22 protein-coding genes are annotated in these 16695 nt (G+C 73.2%); 10 read left to right on the forward strand and 12 right to left on the reverse strand.

Annotation, left to right across the window (positions count from 1 at the left end; all coding sequences use genetic code 11):
• The first annotated feature begins 201 nt into the window (after window positions 1-201).
• The 4 genes from AB5J73_RS40520 to AB5J73_RS40535 all read left to right on the forward strand — a co-directional run bounded on the left by AB5J73_RS40520 (window position 202) and on the right by AB5J73_RS40535 (window position 3041).
• Window positions 202-1356 (forward strand): glutamate--cysteine ligase, encoded by a 1155-nt coding sequence (locus AB5J73_RS40520; protein ID WP_370964297.1) that lies wholly within the window; start codon window positions 202-204, stop codon window positions 1354-1356.
• Window positions 1357-1572: 216 nt separating this feature from the next.
• Window positions 1573-1854, forward strand: coding sequence for a hypothetical protein (locus tag AB5J73_RS40525; protein WP_370964298.1), 282 nt, complete (start codon window positions 1573-1575; stop codon window positions 1852-1854).
• A gap of 234 nt (window positions 1855-2088) precedes the next feature.
• Window positions 2089-2550: a DUF5994 family protein gene (locus AB5J73_RS40530; RefSeq protein ID WP_370964299.1), complete on the forward strand. Its 462-nt coding sequence runs from the start codon at window positions 2089-2091 to the stop codon at window positions 2548-2550.
• Between the two features lie 95 nt (window positions 2551-2645).
• The gene (locus AB5J73_RS40535) at window positions 2646-3041 is read left to right on the forward strand and encodes a DUF1003 domain-containing protein (protein WP_370973474.1); all 396 of its coding nucleotides are present in this window, start codon (window positions 2646-2648) and stop codon (window positions 3039-3041) included.
• A gap of 66 nt (window positions 3042-3107) precedes the next feature.
• Here the strand turns inward: AB5J73_RS40535 and AB5J73_RS40540 are convergent, their stop codons facing one another.
• Window positions 3108-3581, reverse strand: coding sequence for an STAS domain-containing protein (locus AB5J73_RS40540; protein ID WP_370964300.1), 474 nt, complete (start codon window positions 3579-3581; stop codon window positions 3108-3110).
• Between the two features lie 274 nt (window positions 3582-3855).
• Between AB5J73_RS40540 and AB5J73_RS40545 the strand changes: the two genes are divergently transcribed.
• Together AB5J73_RS40545 and AB5J73_RS40550 are read left to right on the forward strand one after the other, a co-directional pair.
• A complete protein-coding gene (locus AB5J73_RS40545; protein WP_370964301.1) occupies window positions 3856-4359 on the forward strand; it encodes a DUF5994 family protein in 504 nt (167 codons plus the stop codon).
• Window positions 4360-4488: 129 nt separating this feature from the next.
• Complete coding sequence (locus tag AB5J73_RS40550; protein ID WP_370964302.1) at window positions 4489-4656, forward strand: hypothetical protein; 168 nt, start codon at window positions 4489-4491, stop codon at window positions 4654-4656.
• 546 nt (window positions 4657-5202) lie between these two features.
• Here the strand turns inward: AB5J73_RS40550 and AB5J73_RS40555 are convergent.
• The 5 genes from AB5J73_RS40555 to AB5J73_RS40575 all read right to left on the reverse strand — a co-directional run bounded on the left by AB5J73_RS40555 (window position 5203) and on the right by AB5J73_RS40575 (window position 7645).
• The gene (locus AB5J73_RS40555) at window positions 5203-5361 is read right to left on the reverse strand and encodes a hypothetical protein (protein ID WP_370964303.1); all 159 of its coding nucleotides are present in this window, start codon (window positions 5359-5361) and stop codon (window positions 5203-5205) included.
• A 159-nt stretch (window positions 5362-5520) separates the two neighbouring features.
• The gene (locus AB5J73_RS40560) at window positions 5521-5658 is read right to left on the reverse strand and encodes a DUF6307 family protein (RefSeq protein ID WP_370964304.1); all 138 of its coding nucleotides are present in this window, start codon (window positions 5656-5658) and stop codon (window positions 5521-5523) included.
• Window positions 5659-5696: 38 nt separating this feature from the next.
• Window positions 5697-6605, reverse strand: a complete 909-nt coding sequence (locus AB5J73_RS40565; RefSeq protein ID WP_370964305.1) for a universal stress protein — start codon at window positions 6603-6605, stop codon at window positions 5697-5699.
• Window positions 6606-6924: 319 nt separating this feature from the next.
• Window positions 6925-7398 (reverse strand): DUF5994 family protein, encoded by a 474-nt coding sequence (locus AB5J73_RS40570; RefSeq protein ID WP_370964306.1) that lies wholly within the window; start codon window positions 7396-7398, stop codon window positions 6925-6927.
• 34 nt (window positions 7399-7432) lie between these two features.
• A complete protein-coding gene (locus tag AB5J73_RS40575) occupies window positions 7433-7645 on the reverse strand; it encodes an RGCVC family protein (RefSeq protein ID WP_370964307.1) in 213 nt (70 codons plus the stop codon).
• A gap of 375 nt (window positions 7646-8020) precedes the next feature.
• On the opposite strand from AB5J73_RS40575, the gene AB5J73_RS40580 reads away from it, so the two are divergent.
• The 3 genes from AB5J73_RS40580 to AB5J73_RS40590 are packed head-to-tail and all read left to right on the forward strand — an operon-like array spanning window position 8021 to window position 11642.
• Window positions 8021-9145: a glycosyltransferase gene (locus tag AB5J73_RS40580; protein WP_370964308.1), complete on the forward strand. Its 1125-nt coding sequence runs from the start codon at window positions 8021-8023 to the stop codon at window positions 9143-9145.
• Window positions 9142-10161, forward strand: a complete 1020-nt coding sequence (locus AB5J73_RS40585) for a hypothetical protein (RefSeq protein WP_370964309.1) — start codon at window positions 9142-9144, stop codon at window positions 10159-10161. Before AB5J73_RS40580 ends, AB5J73_RS40585 begins: the two co-directional genes overlap by 4 nt.
• A complete protein-coding gene (locus AB5J73_RS40590) occupies window positions 10158-11642 on the forward strand; it encodes a glycoside hydrolase family 130 protein (RefSeq protein WP_370964310.1) in 1485 nt (494 codons plus the stop codon). The genes AB5J73_RS40585 and AB5J73_RS40590 overlap by 4 nt, the downstream gene beginning before the upstream one ends.
• Window positions 11643-11652: 10 nt before the next feature.
• On the opposite strand, the gene AB5J73_RS40595 is transcribed toward AB5J73_RS40590, so the two are convergent.
• From AB5J73_RS40595 to AB5J73_RS40615, 5 genes are all read right to left on the reverse strand, one after another.
• A complete protein-coding gene (locus AB5J73_RS40595; RefSeq protein ID WP_370964311.1) occupies window positions 11653-12099 on the reverse strand; it encodes a hypothetical protein in 447 nt (148 codons plus the stop codon).
• A 98-nt stretch (window positions 12100-12197) separates the two neighbouring features.
• Window positions 12198-13154, reverse strand: coding sequence for an LLM class flavin-dependent oxidoreductase (locus AB5J73_RS40600; RefSeq protein ID WP_370964312.1), 957 nt, complete (start codon window positions 13152-13154; stop codon window positions 12198-12200).
• Window positions 13151-13462 carry a TIGR04076 family protein gene (locus tag AB5J73_RS40605; RefSeq protein WP_370964313.1) on the reverse strand — a complete coding sequence of 104 codons (312 nt, stop codon included), beginning with the start codon at window positions 13460-13462 and terminating at the stop codon, window positions 13151-13153. Before AB5J73_RS40605 ends, AB5J73_RS40600 begins: the two co-directional genes overlap by 4 nt.
• Entirely contained in the window at window positions 13452-14912 is a 1461-nt protein-coding gene (locus AB5J73_RS40610; RefSeq protein WP_370964314.1) for a sodium:solute symporter, read from the reverse strand. Before AB5J73_RS40610 ends, AB5J73_RS40605 begins: the two co-directional genes overlap by 11 nt.
• Complete coding sequence (locus AB5J73_RS40615; RefSeq protein ID WP_370964315.1) at window positions 14909-15124, reverse strand: DUF3311 domain-containing protein; 216 nt, start codon at window positions 15122-15124, stop codon at window positions 14909-14911. Before AB5J73_RS40615 ends, AB5J73_RS40610 begins: the two co-directional genes overlap by 4 nt.
• A 92-nt stretch (window positions 15125-15216) precedes the next feature.
• Here AB5J73_RS40615 and AB5J73_RS40620 point away from each other — a divergent pair, with 92 nt between their 5' ends.
• On the forward strand, window positions 15217-15762 hold the full coding sequence (locus AB5J73_RS40620; protein WP_370964316.1) for a helix-turn-helix domain-containing protein: 546 nt from the start codon (window positions 15217-15219) through the stop codon (window positions 15760-15762).
• 4 nt (window positions 15763-15766) lie between these two features.
• On the opposite strand, the gene AB5J73_RS40625 is transcribed toward AB5J73_RS40620, so the two are convergent.
• Entirely contained in the window at window positions 15767-16645 is an 879-nt protein-coding gene (locus AB5J73_RS40625; RefSeq protein ID WP_370964317.1) for an alpha/beta fold hydrolase, read from the reverse strand.
• Window positions 16646-16695 lie beyond the last annotated feature (50 nt).

The raw sequence follows: 16695 nt of genomic DNA on the forward strand, positions 1-16695 counted from the left end.
TCGGCCATCGTGTCCGGCGCGGCGGCGGTCTGCCCACGGGCACACGTCCCCAGTCCGAGGGCCGAAGGGACTTTTCCCGCGGCCACCCGCCCCGGAACGGCGTGCGGAGGCCGAAAGGTCCGCGACAGGTGACGTGCGGCCCTACTCCGGCGCGGGCGAACCGGTGACACTGGCGATCCGGACGAGGGACGGAGCCTGCCCGTGCACGTGCGACTTTCGCTGCCGGAAAGGAACGACCTCACCGTCGGCGTCGAAGAGGAGTTCGTCCTCGTCGACCCGGCGACCGGTGGGGTTTCGCTCGCCGCGCCCCGCGTGCTGGAACTGCTCGACGGCGAACCCGCCGTGATGCCGGAGTTCCTGCGGTTCCAGGTCGAAACCGCCACCGGGATCCACACCGATCTCGCCGACGTACGGGCGGACCTGCTCGGGCTGCGCCGGCTCGTGGCGGACGCGGCCGGCCGAGCCGGCTGCCTGCTGCTGGCGTCCGGGACACCGCCGTGCGGCGACCTGCCGGGCCTGCCCGGCATCACGCCCGAACCCCGGTACCGCGCGCTGGCCGCCCGGTTTCCCGCGCTGCTCCCGGAAGCCGGCACCTGCGCCTGTCACGTGCACGTCGGCATCCCGTCCCCGGCACTCGGCGTCCGGGTCCTGGCGGGCCTGCGTCCCTGGCTCGCCCCACTGCTCGCCATCAGCGCCAATTCGCCGCTGGCCCACGACGAGGACTCCGGATGGGCCAGCCGCCGGTACCCGCTGTGGTCGCGCTGGCCGACCGCGAAGCCGCCGCTGGACTGGCCGGACGAGACCGCCTACGCCACGAGCGTCGACGACGCCGTACGCCGGGGCGCGGCCTTGGACGCGCACGGGGTCTACTACTACGCCCGGCTCTCGCCGAAGTACCCGACGGTCGAGATCCGCATCGCGGACGTCGGCTTGACCGCCGAAGACGCGGTGCTGCTCGCCGGGCTGATCCGCGCCCTCGTGGTGACGATCCTCGCGGAAGCCCGGGCCGGCGTCGCGCCCCGGCCGGTCCGGACCGCGCTGGTCGAGGCGTCGCTCACCGCCGCGGCCCGCGGCGGCCACCCCGGCGACGGCATCGATCCCCGCACCGGGGAGGTCCTCCCGCAGCACGTGCTCGTCGACCGGCTCCTGGCGTACGTCCGGCCGGCCTTGCAGGCCAACGGGGACCTCGCGACGATCGACCGGCAGCTCGCCGCGGTGCAGGCCGGCGAAACCGGCGCGGCACGCCAGCGCGCGCTGTTCGCGAAGGCCGGCTCACCGGCCGCGCTCGTGGCGGAGCTGGCCTCGGCGACCTTGGCCGAGAGAGCCCGGACCGCCCCCGCCGTCCACGGCGGCTGAGCCGACTTCCGCGGCCGGAAAACCGCCACGAGCGAAATCGATCTTTCGCTCCGCCGGATCCGAAAACCTGTCACATTTATTCGAGGGTCCCTCATCCGGGGGATTCTTTTTCGGCGAATGCGCACCGCGACTAGGCTTTCCGGATCGCCCCGGACCTCGGCGTGCCCGCAGTTCCCCGCACCGCGCGGAACGCACCCACGGCCGAGGAGATGACAGATGACTGCCGGGAATCCGGACCCCATCGCGCCGACGACGGACGACGTCACTCCCCGCCGCCAGATCGCCTTCACCGTCGGCACCTGGCGCGTCACCTACGCCGGGCCGGATCCCCGCGCACCGCGAACCGGCACCCTCGCCGGCCGCCCCGAGTTCGGCCCCGGCGGCACCCGCGTCCCGATCGTCGCCGTCGACGGCCCCGCGGACTCGGTGCACTGGGTCGACGACCGGGACATCATCGCCGTGACCGCCGGCGAACCACCGGTCCCCGGACAGCGCTGAACCGACCGCGCAGGCGCAGTTCGGCGGTCGCTCGAGACGCCCGGCGGCGGGTGTAGAATCCGGGGTACCGAGAGCATTTCGCGCACCGGCGGCAGGGCCGGAGCCGTCCTCGGATTCCCTTTATTTCGATCAATGCGATCGAGACGGGACAGCGGCATGACGCCGGAATCGCCCACCACGACCAGAACGTCCGCCGCGCGATCGCGTCGGGGTGGCTTTCCCGCGCCCAGACTGGTGTGGAAACCGCAGGGCGGACCGGCCGGTCACGTCGACGGCGGCTGGTGGCCGTGGTCGCGCGACCTCGCGGCGGAACTGCCCGCGCTGACCGAGGTTCTCACCGCCCGGTTCGGCGACCTCATCAGGGTGGCGTACACCGTGTCCGAATGGGACAGTGCCCCGAGGCGGGTCGAGATCGGCGGCCACGTCCTGCGGCTCGACGGCCTCTTCGACCAGGACGGCCACGTCCTGTCCGTCACCGGCCCGGAACCGAACCACGTCACGCTGCTGGTCATCCCGCCGGAGGCGGCGGACGCGTCCGGCCACCGCGCGCTGATGACCGCCGCCCGCCGCGGCAACACCGACCGGCCCACGGACATCCTGACCGCGACCGGCGCGCTGGTCGCCACGGCGGCACCCAGGCCGCGTCGCGACACCACCGAAGACGGCTGGGAGACCGAGGGTGGGCAGGTCCGCTGACGACCAGGGCCGAAAGCGCGCGGACGGAACCCCGGCGCAAGTACCGGTCTCCCGCCAACCGGCATCGCTACGAGCACCGGACCGCGGGGGAACGGATCGCCGACCGGGTCACCGCGTCGTTCGGCTCCTGGCCGTTCATCGTCGGGCAGAGCGTGATCGTCCTGCTGTGGATCGGGCTCAACCTGCTGGCCTGGGCGGGCGGCTGGGACCCGTTCCCGTTCATCCTGCTGAATCTCGTCTTCTCCACCCAAGCCGCCTACGCGGCCCCGTTGCTGCTGCTGTCGCAGAACCGGCAGGCCGACCGCGACCGGATCGAGGCCGAGCACGATTTCCGCGTCGACCAGCTGGCCCTGCAGTACTTGTTCGCTTGGCACCGTGACGCCCACGGGCCGGATTGCGGCTGCGTCCAGAAACTCGGCCCCGCCGTGGACGCGGTTCTCGCCGGGTTGGCCGACGAAGTGATCGCACACGAAACCGTGGAGAACCACTAGCTGGGTGTAGCGGACCGTAGCGTTCCACTTTGCGGTTGTGGCGGGCGATGTCTTGCCCCGCAACAACTAGCGATCGAGCGAGTGGCGCGGAAACACGTCCCGGCCGGCGGGAGCTGCCACGGCGGCCGCGCGCGAGGTGTGGATGATCACGGTTTCGTGCAGCCGCGCGATCTGCAACGGCCGCCACGTCGGCCGCGTGGTCGCCACGATGCGCAGGTCGGTTCGCGGGGCGGCCCGCCGGTGGCCGGCGCGCAACACCTCGATTCCCGCCGAATTCAAGAAGCAGACCTGCGAAAGGTCCACCACGAGCCGCCGCGGGAACCGGCGCAGGATCAGGTCGAGGGCCCGGTCGACCGCGGGCGCGGTGTACAAGTCGAAGTCGCCGTCCAGGGCGAGGACCGCGGTGCGGCCGATCAGCTCCTCCGACAGCTTCAGGCCCGGCGCGGGCGGCGGTGTCCCGTGCGGGCCGAACATGAGCAGCACCACCGGTTCCGGTGCGGGGTCGTGGCCGCGGCGGATGGTCAGCGCGCTGAGCTTCATGGGTTCGCTCCCGGCGTCGCCGTCCGGCTCTCGCCACATCGGACACTGCGCGAGCCCGGTGCGGACGTCCGGTCGTCGGCTGGCGGTCGTCGCAAGAGCGGGGACTCGGCACTTCGGCGCTGTCCTCCCCAGCATACCGCGAAAAGCGGGTGCTGCGGGGCTGTGCGTGTACCCTGGAGATGTCCGGGAGCATTTCGCACGGAGGTGTTCGAACCCCCGTCGTCCTCGGACCCCAGACCGGCCGGCGCACGCGGCCGGGGACGGGAGCGCCGGCATGAAGTCGGTCCCGCACATGACCACCGCCGCACGATTCGCGTTGTCGGCCGGCGAGCTCTCATCACGCTCGCCGCGGCTCCGGTTGAAACCGAAGGCGCCGGCGACCGGGTACGTCGACGGCGCGTGGTGGCCCGCATCCCGGGACCTGACCACCGAACTGCCGTCGTTGCTGGCGGTGCTGGCCGTCCGGTTGTCGGGGATCGAACGGGTCACGTTCAACCTCGCGGCGTGGCCGCCCACCGGACGCCGCCTGGCGTTCGACGGCGGCGACGTCCGGCTCGAGGGCTTCCGTTCTCAGCACCGGGACACCGTGACCGTGCTCGGAGCCTGGAACCGGCTCCGGGTGACCCTGCTCGTCGTCCCGCCCGAGACCGGCCCCGAGCTCGCGCGGCACGTGCTGATGACCGCGGCGCACCGGGGCAACGACGACAGCGCGGAGACGCTGCTCGCCGGCTCACCGGACCGGGAAGCCGCCGACGACCGCGTTCCGGTCGGCGTGTAGCCCGCCGCCGGGAGAGTCCATTGAGGACATGATGGAACAGCTCAGCCGGCTCACCGCGCGGGCCTCGAAGCCCGGCTCGATCTTCGTTGCCCGAAGCCGGTGAAGCGGCCGAAGGTTCCCCCGCCGAGGGTGCCGGACCCGTTCGCCCTCAGCGCCGAGCAACGCCGGCGTGGTGCCCGCCTGGTCGCGTCCTCGGCCGACGACGCCCGCGACTGCGCCACGCTGCTCGCCATCCTCGGGCTGGACGCCGCCGACGGTCTCGTGGCACCGGAGGACCAGCCCTCCGTTCCGAGCTGATCCGCCGGTTGGCCGACTGGTTGCCGCGCAACGAAAAGATGTGACGAACAAGCGACGTCCGGCGGCTCCGGGTGTGCGATGCGGGTCAGGTCGTGACCAGGACGACTCGAGCCTTTTGCACGCCCCAGACCCCGGATCGGGGCTCGGACCGCGTTTCCCCACACGTGGAGGCGGCTGTGCACGCGGTACGACGACGTGTTTTCGACAGCCCGGGACCGGTTTGCGACGTCTGCGGGCAGGCGATCGCACCGAGAAGCGTGATCGGTTCCCTGGTTCCGGACTCCTCGGTCGTGGACGAGTTCGATCCGGGCTGCGACGGCTGGCGGCCGGTGACGGTCTGCCGCTCCGACCACCTCCACCTGCTCACCGACCGGGACTGCGCCACGCGGACCTGCCCACCCTCGCCCGCCGCGCGGCGCTCACGCCCGAGCAGCTGCGGCGGCTGCTGGCCTGAAACGCGGCGCGTCCCGACGCGGCTTTCACCCTGCCCACCGGCCAGTCTCTCGACCCGTGACAAGGCCGCCGGCGAAGGACGGGTGAGCGCGGTCAGCGGCGAAGCGCCTTGCGCCGGACGAACCCGATGGCGGCGGTGCCGGCGAACAGCACGACGCCGATGATGGCCAGCCAGACCAGGCCCTTGAACGCGAACCCGATGACGGCCGCGATCAGCCAGAGCACCAGCAGGACGACGATCAGGATCATCATGACAACCTCCATGGGCGGGACGCTCCCGCCGCGCGCGATGGTCAACGGGCTCGCGCCCGCACAGCCTCACCTCCGGCCAGGCGGCCCCCGGTCGGAAAGCCGCCGGCCTCCGCGGCGGGAGCACGTCCCGCCGCGGACCACTTTCGGGTCGCCGGCCGGTCAGCGGACCTGTTCGGGAATCTCCTCGAGCGTCCGCAGCAGCCGGACGGCCAGTGCGTGCGCTTCCGGGCCGGACAACGACGAATTGTCCTTCACCACGTCCTCGACCAGCTTCACGCGCTGCTCGTAACGGGACACGTAACCAGTTTCCATTTCGATCCTCTTCCTCCGGTGGTTCACGACGAGTCCGCGACCGCGGGTCGCACCACGAGCAACGGGCAGGTCGCGTGGTAGAGCAAGGCCTGGCTGGTCGGCCCGAGCACCATCCCGGACAGGCCCCCTCGGCCCTGGCCGCCGACCACGAGCAGCTGCGCGTCCGCCGAGTACTCCAGCAGGCACCGCACCGCGCGGTCGCGGGCCAGCACCGTGCGCACCGCGACGCCGGGATGGTTTTCCCGGGCGCGGTCCAGCCGCTCGGCCAAGGACGCGCGTTCGCTGAGCTCTAGCTCCTCCAGTGCCGGTAGGTGCCGCCGGGCGTGGGCGTAGGCGCTGTCGGAGGTGAACCACAGCCAGGCGTGCACCACGACGATGTCCGCGCCCCGTGCCGCCGCCTCCTCGAACGCCGTCGCGATCGCGAGATCACTGCTCACCGAGTCGTCGACCCCGACGACCACGGGGCCGTCCGGAGAACCCGGGTCGCCTCGGACCACCGCCACCGGGCACTGTCCCCGGGTGGCGAGCGCGACCGCGGTGGAGCCGGCGAGGATTCCGGGAAAGCCGCCCAGTCCGGCGGATCCCACGACGACCAGCCGGGCGGAACGGGACACTTCGACCAGGCTCGCGACCGGAGCACCGGCCGCCAGGTCGAGCTCCACGGCGAGATCGGGCCGGCCGTCGACGACCGCGGCCCGCGCCTCGCCGAGCCAGCGTCGTCCGTCCGTTTCCAGGGCAGCTGAGAACTCGGCCGGCAGGGCGGCGGCGGAGTGGGCCATCGCCGGTTGGGACACCGCGTGCACCAAGCGGAGCGGAAGGGCACCGCGACGGGCTTCGTCCGCCGCCCACCGCGCCGCCGCCACGGCGGTGGCCGACCCGTCCACCCCGGCCACGATCGGCCGGGGTGTCCCCGTGCCCGTACGGTGCGGCATTTCCAGTCCCGGAGTGCAGGCGGACGGCCGTCAGCCGGCGACCTCTCCTCAGCCAAGCCCACCAGCGCGCCCACCGCCATGGCCGGAAGTCACCACTTCCCGGGACCTCCGCCACCGGCGAGCACCCACGCCCGGCCGCACCGACGACGCACGGCGCTCGTACCTGAAGATCGGCGCGGACGCGGGCCACACCGAGGCAGACCTCCGCCACCGGCGAGCAACCGGACCAGCAGCCCGCGCAACGGATGCGACCCACGCCCGGCCGCACCGACGATGCGCGACGCCCGCCCTTGAAGATCGGCGCGGACTCGGGCCGCGCTCAAGCCGGTCCGCTGGACGGGTCGAGGACGCCGCTGCCGGTCAGGATCTGCGCGGCCGAGCCCGCCGCGTCCGGTGCGGCGGCCGCTTCCAGCGCTCGCACCGCCGCGGGCGGATCGGCGGCGGGTGGGACCACCAGCAGGGTCAGGCGGTGGATGTGCGGTCCGATCACGACGATCGTGTGCCGGTCCAGGGCGAAGAATCCCGCCAGCCGGACGGAACCCGTTTCGAGCGCGAGGTTCCGCGGGGCCAGGTCCCACATCGCCGGGTTGAAGCCGATCCGGTCCACCGGGCCCGAGTCCGCGGTGAGGGCCGTGACCAGGGCACTGAATTCCGCCACCGGCTCCCGCGAGCGCGGCCACCAGGCGCCGTCGAAGCAGCCCTTGACCGCGCCCGGCGGTTTCAGCCGCAGCCGCCGGTCGACGGCCGGTGAACCGACCACGGGACCAGCGGTGCTGTCCGACAGGAACGTCATGCCCGGTACTCCTGCCGTGTTCATCGGGTAGTGATCATTTCCGGACCCGCATCGCCGAGGCCGCTTTTTCCGGTACGCCGGCGCACACGCAGCCGCGGTCGGAGATGCCCGCCTGCGTTGCCGCGCAGAACCGGCGCGCGATCACGTCGTGCGATTCCACGGGATGGGGGCACACCGCGCAGGTGGCCACCGCCGGATCGCCGATTTCCGCGACGGCGACGCCGGTTTCGACATCGATCTCGGACATACCGGATTCTCCTTTGCAGCCGGGAAAAATTCAGGACCCGCTCGAACGTCCGGCTTCGGGGCAGGCTTCACCGAATGCGCCGGGGACCGGGGCGACACCCCCACCCTACGCCGGTGCCTGCCGGGCGCGGCCCGCCGGCCGAACGACCCCGGAAGAGGTGCCGCACGACTCTAGGCCCGGGCCGCCGCGGGGAACACGGTCACTGCATGGCACCAATTCACCGAGGCAGGCCCGGAATCCGCAGCCGCGACCACCGATGAGCCGGCCTCCGGCGTCGACGCCCCGGAGACCGCCGTGGCCCTAACCGAAAGCGCTGCAACGCGCCCGCCGTCGAACGGCACCACCCCGCCCACCCCGCCGATCCGAAGGGCCCGCGTGATCACGTTCGGTCTCCTGAGTACCTACCCGCCCACGCTCTGCGGCCTCGCGTCGTTCACCGCCTCGCTGCGCGCCGCGTTGCCGCCGGGTGCCGCGGGCGGGGTGGTCCGCGCGGTCGAGTCCGCGGCGCCCGCGGGCGGCCCCGAGGTGGTCGGCGACCTGGTGGCCGGCTCGCCGGCGAGCCGGCGCGCGGCGGCGAGCCTGCTCGACCGGGACGACGTCGCGATCGTGCAGCACGAATACGGCATCTACGGCGGCGCGGACGGCGAAGACGTCCTGCGCGTCCTGGAACTGCTGCACACACCGGCGATCGTCGTGCTGCACACCGTGCTCAGCGCGCCGACCCAGCACCAGCGCGCGGTCCTCAACGGCGTGCTCGCCGCCGCGGCCGCGGTCGTGGTGATGAGCGAGACTGCGCGCGCCCGGCTCGTCGCCGGCTACGACGTCCCCGCCGGCCGGCTCGTGGTGATCCCGCACGGTGCCCCCGAAAACGGTGGCGCGGCGGCGGTGCCGCACCACAGCCAGCACCGCCAGATCCTGACGTGGGGCCTGCTCGGCCCCGGGAAGGGCATCGAATGGGGCATCGAGGCGATGGCCCTGCTGCCCGCCCAGTGGCCGGAGCCGCGCTACCTGGTGGCCGGCCGCACCCACCCGAAAGTCCAGGCGCAGCAAGGGGAAAGCTACCGCCGGTCGCTGATGCTCCGCACCGAGCGGCTCGGCGTGCTGGACCGCGTCCGGTTCGACGCCCGCTACCTGGCCGCCGCGTCGCTGCGGCGCCTGGTGGCGCACGCGGAAGTGGTCCTCCTGCCCTACGACTCCCGCGAACAGGTCACCTCCGGGGTGCTCATCGAAGCCGTCACCGCGCGGACCCCGGTCGTGGCGACCCGCTTCCCGCACGCCGTCGAGCTGCTCTCCGGCGGCGCGGGGCTGCTCGTGGACCACCGGGATCCGGCGGCCATCGCGCAAGCGCTGCAGGAGATCCTCACCGACCGGGCCGCGGCGGGCCGGATGTCCGCCGCCGCCGGGATCGCCGCCCGCAGCCTCGGCTGGGCGTCGGTGGCCGCGCAGTACAGCCGGCTCGGCGCCGAGCTCGTGTCCGCGCGGCCGCGGGTCGTGGCGTGATGCTGGACGACCGGCACCTGCTGCGCATGTCCGACGACGTCGGTCTCTTCGAGCACGCGTGCGGGGCCATCCCGCGCCGCGAGCACGGGTACTGCCTGGACGACGCCGCTCGCGGCCTGGTGGTGCTGAGCCGTGAGCCGGACCTGACCCCGCGGCTGGCCCGGGTGCAGGAAACGCTCTTCGCCTTCACCGCGCACGCGCACGAACACGGCCGCTTCCGCAACCGGCTCGGCTACGACCGCGCCTGGCAGGACGCCCCCGGTCTCGGCGACTGGTGGGGCCGCGCGCTGTGGGGGCTCGGCAGCACCGCCGCGCACGCCGGACGCGCGTGGCTGCGCGCCGAGGCCCGGCTGCTGTTCGACGCCGGAGCCCGCCACCGGTCCCCGGACCTGCGCGCGATGGTGTTCGCCGCGCTGGGCGCCGCCGAGGTGCTCACCCGGTTCCCGGCGGACGAGCCGGCGCGGGCGTTGCTCCGCGCCGCCGTCACGACGATCGGGCCGGTGCCGCCCGGCCCGGACTGGCCGTGGCCCCAGCCCCGGCTGGAGTACGCCAACGCCGCGGTCGCCGAGGTCCTGGTCGCCGCCGGCGCAGCGCTGCCCGACCCCGCCGTGCTCGCCGACGGCCTGCGCGCCCTGGACTGGCTGGTGGACCGGCAGACCCGGGACGGCAGGCTGTCGGTGGTGCCCGCCGGCGGCCGGGCCCGGCACCAGTCCCCGCCGGGGTTCGACCAGCAGCCGATCGAGGTGGCCGCGCTCGCGACGGCCTGCAGCCGGGCCCACGCCGTCACCGGCGACACCCGCTGGCCGGCCGCGGTGGAGCTGGCCCGCGCCTGGTTCCTGGGCGCCAACGACGCCGGCACGCCGTTGCTGGACCCCGACACCGGTGGCTGCGGCGACGGGCTCCGCGCCGACGGCGTCAATCGCAACCAGGGTGCCGAATCGATGCTGGCGATGCTCGCGACGTTCCAGCTCCCGCGGCTGCGGACCGGCGCGCTGACCGGCGCCGGTGCGGTGTGACCGGCGCGGGTCCCGCGCTGGTGACCCGGCACGCGGCCGGGTTCCGGGCCGACCCCACGCGGGTCGTGACGAAGCTGTTCGTCCCCGGCGAGGAGGCGCCCGAGACCCGGTCGCGGGCCGGTGCGCTGATCGCGCGTGTCCTCGCCCTGCCGGAAGGTGCGGTCGGTTCCACATTGGACGGTGTGCTGACCGGCTTTTCCGGCCGACACCGGGACCTGCTCTCGGTCCTCGAACACCACGCGTCGATCATGAGCCACCGGCTCGTCGCCCCCGGCTCCCTCAGCCCGCGGCGCCGGCTGCTCCTCGGCGCGTACTTCACGCACGAATACGCGGTCGAGGCGGCCGCGGTGTGCAACCCGTCCCTGGTGGCGCACCCGAGGCAGGACGGGCTGTCACCCGGGCAGGTGCGCGTGGCGCTCAGCCTGCGCGGGATCGGCGAGGGGCACATCTCTTCGATCGGTTTCGCCACCGGCGTCCTGGGTCCCGGGACGCGCGCGCAGTGGCACCCCCGGGCCGGCCCGGTGAGCACGGGTGAGCGCCAACCGGACTCCTGGCGCCGCTCGTGGCTGCGCGCCGCCCTCGACCACGACGGCTGCGACAACGAGATCACCGCCACCGTGACCGCGACCCTCCCCGATCCCTTCGGCCAGCACGACCTCGACGACGCGCTCGTGACGCTCGACCCCCGCCTGCTCGAACGCGCCGGGGCGGCCGGCACGACCCAGCACGTCCGCGAACTCGCCGCCGCCGGCTACACGGTGCGCTTCCCCGACGGCACCGATCTCGCGCAACGGCTGCTGTGGCCGGTCAGCGCGACCGAAAGCCACGGCATGGAAGACGCCCGCTTCGTCCGCTTCACCGCCGACACGGGCGAGACCGGCTACCGGGCCACCTACACCGCGTACGACGGCACCACCGTGGCGCCCCGGCTGCTGGAAAGCGCCGACCTGAGGTCGTTCAGCGCGTTCGCCCTCACCGGACCGGCGGCCCGCAACAAGGGGATGGCGCTGTTCCCCCGGCCCGTCGGCGGCACCCACCTCGCGTTGTGCCGCGGGGACGGGGAAACGATGAGCCTGGCGACCTCGTCCGACGGCCGTTCGTGGTCCGGCGAGGTGCCGCTGCACGGCCCCACGGCGGCGTGGGAACTGCTGCAGGTCGGCAACTGCGGCTCGCCGCTGGAAACACCGGCGGGCTGGCTGGTGCTCACCCACGGCGTCGGCCCGATGCGGACCTACGCGATCGGCGCTCTCCTGCTCGACCTCGCCGACCCGGCCCGGATCGTGGGCGCGCTCCCCGAGCCGCTGCTCCGGCCGGACGAGGACGAGCGTGACGGCTACGTCCCCAACGTGGTCTACTCCTGCGGCGGCCTGATCCACGACGGCACGCTCTGGCTGCCGTACGGCAGCAGCGACACCCGGGTCGCGCTGGCCACGGTACCGGTGGCTGCCCTCGTCGCGCGGCTCGAAGAAGCGGGCGCCTGACCGAGGCCGGTCAGCTCTGCGTCGCGACCAGGTAGACGGTGACGTCGGGGCTGGTGGTGGCGATCATGACCCGGCGGCGGGCGTCGCCGGTTCCGGTCACCGTCGTGGCCCTGTCGGGGTGCCAGGTGTCGCTGCCGGGGAAGTCCTGGTCGGTGACGGTGCGCTCGCCGGGTTTCGGGGTACCGAGGCCGCTGTCGGCGAGGAACCGGTCGAGGACGGCGGCGGGCATCCGGACCTGGGCGACGGTGCGGGATTCCAGGCCGCCGGACAGCGACGTCCGGGCCGCCGACAGCAGCAGCGACCCGGCGGGGAGCCGGACGCCGGTGTTGGCCTCGACTTCCGCGGCGGACTGAGCGGTGGTCTTGTCGGGGAGGAACCGGTCCTCGGCCGGCGGCGGCGTGGCGCACCCCGCCAGCGTCAGCAGTGCCACGGCGACGAGCGACGCGGTGCCGTTCACCGTCCTTCCTGGACACCGCGCGTGCGCGGTCTGGTGCGTCATGCGGCCAAATCCTCCCACCCCGGAACCGAGCACGGCGTGGACGAGCCTAGCCGCTCCTACCGCAGCGCGGGCAGGACTTCGCCGCCCAGCAGCCGGACTCCGTGGTCGTCCGCCAGGCCGTGGGGCGTGCCGAACTCGACGCGGTCCGCGCCGGCGTCGACGAGCGCCTGGGCTTGCCCCGCGACTTCGTCCGGGGTGCCGGCGAAGGCGAACAGGGACAGCAGATCGCGCGGGATCAGCGCGCCCGCACCGGTTTCGTCGCCGTGGGCCAGCTTGGTCTTGACCGCCAGCAGCAGGTCCTGGGGGATCTCGGCGGTGGGGTCGAGCTCGGCGACGACGGCCAGGTACTTGGCCACTTCGGTGCGGGCCAGCGCCCGGGCCCGAGCGCCGTCCTCGGCCACCACCGTCACCGCGCCGACGACGATGCCGACGGCCGGGTCGCCGATCCGCTCGCGCATCACCCCGACGACGGCCGGGTTGGCGGTGCCGCCGATCTTGACCTCCGCCGCGCCGAGTTCGCCGGCCAGCGCCGCCGTCCGGGCGCCCCAGGTGCCGATCAGCAACGGCACCTCGGTGCGCTCGGGTGCGTAGCTCAGCCGGGCCGAGAGGCGGAACACCCGGCCCTCGAAGGGTTCGCCCTTCAGGAGGGCGCGGATGAACTCCGCCGCCTCCCGCAGGTGCGTGAGCGGTTGCGGTTGCCCGACGCCGATGTCGCCGAGCCAGCTGCCGCGCGCGAGCCCCAGGTAGGCCCGGCCGCCCGAAGCCAGGTCGAGGGCGGCGACCTGGCCGGCGATCTCGTACGGGTGCAGGGTGTAGGGGTTCCAGCACGCGGCGCCCAGCCGCACCCGGGACGTCGCCGCGGCCATCTCCAGCAGCGGGAAGATCGGCGGCTGGTAGGTCAGGTCGCCGAACACGGAGAGCACGTCGAAGCCGTGCGCTTCGGCGGCGGCCGCCAGCCGGGCGTAGTCGCCGGGCCGCTTGTCGCTCTGGAACGCCAGGCCGAACTCGGTCACGTCAGGTCCCCGGTGGCCAGCCGGCACCGGCCGGTCCGCTCGATCCGCATCACGAGGCGTTCCTCCGGATCCGGGCAGGCCACGAGGTTGTCGCGCTCGAGCCAGTCCCCCTCGGGCAGGTCGCGCTGCTTCGCCGGCAACAGCGGCAGCACGGCTTGCAGCGCGTAGACGCAGAAGTGCCGGCCCGCCGGGATCTTCAGGTGCGAGCTGTCGACGAGGTCGAAGTGGTCCCCCACCGCCATCCCGCACACCGGCCGGCCGTCGATGTGGTCCACGGTGACCCGCAGGTCGTACAGCTCAGTGTGCAACGGTTTCCCTTTCCTCGGCCGGGGTTTCCCGGCGCGGCCGCACCAGGCTCGCCACGACGACCACGGCGGTGTTGACGACCAGCGCGATCAGCCCCGGTTCCCATTCCGGCAGCCGCGCGGTCCAGAGGTCCTTCGCGAACGGCGCGAGCAGCGCCACGAACCCCGCCGCGATGCCGAGCAGCACCGCGACCGCGGACGTCCGCCGCCACAGGAACGCGAGGAACACGCCCGGCGCGAGCATCCCGATCGCCGAATACGCCGACAGCAGGATGTCCACCAGGGACTTCTGCTGCCCGATCGTCAGCCAGACGGCGATCCCCGCGAAGACCACCATGGAAGACCGCGACAGCAGCAGCGTGGCCCGGTCCGACAGCTCCGGCTTGAAGGGCCGCACGATGTTGCGCGCGAACAGCGAGCCGGACGTCAGCAGCAGCACCGAACCGGGGGCGAGGGCGAGCAGGAACGCCGTCCCCGCGACGAGGCCGACCAGCCAGGCCGGGAACTTGTCGGCGACGAACTGCAGGAGCGCGCCGTTGAGGTCGCCGCCTTCGGGCCGGGTGTTCGCGAGCAGGGCGGCGAACCCCAGCATGATGATGAAGAAGTAGGCCAGCGAGTACAGCGGCTGCCAGATCGCGTTGCGCCGGATCGCCGTCGCGGACTTCGCCGAGTAGGACACCTGGAACAGGTGCGGGAAGACCCAGTTGCCGAGCGCGACGTTCAGCGCCGAGGTCATCAGCCAGACCGACGTCGTCGGCGAGGCCGGGTCGAGCCCGGGGAACTTGCCGATGCCGGGGTGCTGCGCCTCGGCGATCCGGAAGACGTCCAGCGGCGAGGCGGCGCCGACCTTGCTCGCGGCGGTGGCCGCGAGCAGCACGACCACGACGACCATCAGGACGTCCTTGACCCCGGCCGAAAACGCCGCCGACCGCAGGCCGGCCAGCAGCACGAAGGCGAGCATCAGCACGGCGCCGATGACCACGGCGAGCGCGGGCGGGACCGCGGTGCCCAGCGTCAGCCGGACGATCAGGCTGAGGCTGACGAGCTGGATCTGCACGTACACCACGAGCGCGGCGATCCCGACGACCGCGGTGACCACCCCGAGCCAGCGCGCCGAGTAGTGGCTCGCGAAGAAGTCGGCCTGGGTGAGCAGGCCGTCGCGGCGCCCGGCCCGCCAGATCTTCGGCATCAGCCAGTAGCCGATGGCGTAGCTGAGCGAGACGCTCGTGAAGGCGAGGTACGCGGGTGCGCCGAGCGCCCAGGCGTAGCCGGAGATGCCGAGCACGGCGAAGGTCGTGTACACCTCGCCGGCGTTCATGAACCAGAAGAGCAGCGTGCCGAACCGGCGCCCGCCCACCGCCCAGTTCGTCATGTCCGGCGTGGCGCGCCTGCCGAACGCGAGCGCGCCGGCGACGGTGCCCAGCACGATGACGAGCGCGATCGTGAGCGTCATGAGTCGTCCTCGTCGGTGACCCCGGCCCGCTTGTCGAGCCGGAACACCACGGCGATGACGACGCTGGTGAACACGACGCCGAGCAGCTGCCACACCATCGGGAACGGGATGTGCAGCGGCGCGTACGGGACGTCGTTGACCACCGGGACGAGGCCGACCTGCCAGACGAACGGCAGGACCAGCAGCCAGCGATGCGCTCGAGTCGTAGCCATGATCACTCCCTTTGTGCAGTCTGACTGCACAGTGGTAGGACTGTAGGCCAGCGTTCCTCGATGTTCAACACGTGATCCCGGTGAGGTGTGCAGTGTCGGTGCAGGACATCGGCTCGCAGCTGAAACGTCTCCGCACCCGCGAAGGCCTGAGCCTGCGCGACCTGGCGGCGCGCTCCGGCCTGTCGGCCACCCTGCTCAGCCAGGTCGAGCGCGGGGTGACCGACCCGAGCCTGTCCACGCTGCGGCGGCTGGCGGGTGTCTTCGGGGAGTCGGTGGCGTCGCTGTTCGACTCCGCTCCCCCGGCGGTCTGGATCAGCCGGCCCGGCCACCGCTCGACCCTGGCCGGCCCGCGGGGCCTGGTCCGGTACGAACGCCTGACCCCGGGGAACGGTCACCTCGAAGTGCTGCGCGCGATCCTGCCGCCGGGCACCGCGACCAGCGAGGAACCGTGGGGACACGCGTCCACGGAATGCGCGTACGTCGTGGCCGGGACCCTCGCGGTCGAGATCGGCGGCGTCACGCACGAGGTGTCGGCGGGCGAGTCGATCACGTTCGACTCGAACCAGCCCCACCGCTACCGCAACCCCACGGCCGTCGACGTGGAGTACCTCGTGTCGGTGACGCCGCCGTCCCCGTGACCGGTCAGCGGGCCAGCAGGTCCCGGATCGCCCCCGCGATCTCGTCCGGTGCCTCCTCGGCCATGAAGTGCCCCGCCCGGGTCAGCCGGTGGTCCAGGTCCGGCGCCCACGCCCGCCACACCGCCGCGGCGTCGTAGCCCAGCTGCGCGCCCCAGTCCTGCTGGACGACGGTCACCGGCATGGCCAGCTGCGACCCGGCGTCCGAGTCCGCCTGGTCGTGCGTGACGTCGATGCCCGCCGAAGCCCGGTAGTCCGCGACGATCGACGGCACGGCCGCGGCGCTCGCCCGCAGGTATTCGGCCCGCACCTCAGCCGGGATCGCGGCCGGATCGTTCCCCCAGGCGTCGAGGAACGAACCGAAGAAGGCGTCCGCGCTGTTGGCGATCATCGTCTCGGGCAAACCCGGCGGCTGCGCCATCAGGAACAGGTGGTAGCCGACCGCCGCCGGCACGCCCCGCAGCACGTTCCACATGTCGAGCGTCGGCACGACGTCGAGGATGCCCAGGTGCGTGATGGTCTCGGGGTGGTCCAGCCCCGCCCGGAAGGCGACCAGGGCGCCGCGGTCGTGCCCGACGAGGGCGAAGCGGTCGTGCCCGAGCGCCGCCGACAGGGCCACGACGTCGGCGGCCATGGTGCGCTTGGCGTACACCTCTTCGCCGGTGGCCGCCGGCTTGCCGCTGGCGCCGTAGCCGCGCAGGTCCGGGCAGATCACCAGGTGCTCGCCGGCGAGCCGCCCGGCGACGTGCCGCCACATCAGGTGCGTCTCGGGGAAACCGTGCAGCAGGACCACCGGGCTGCCGCTGCCGCCGACGGCGGCGGCCAGCTCCACGCCGTCGGCGCCGGGCAGGCGGAGGTGGTCGAAGCCGGGAATGGAGGGTGTCATCGAAAGCCGTCTTCCGGGTCGGGAACTTGACCCGGCCAGGGTGTGCGCCG

The organism is Amycolatopsis sp. cg9, assembly GCF_041346945.1.
Lineage (GTDB): Bacteria > Actinomycetota > Actinomycetes > Mycobacteriales > Pseudonocardiaceae > Amycolatopsis.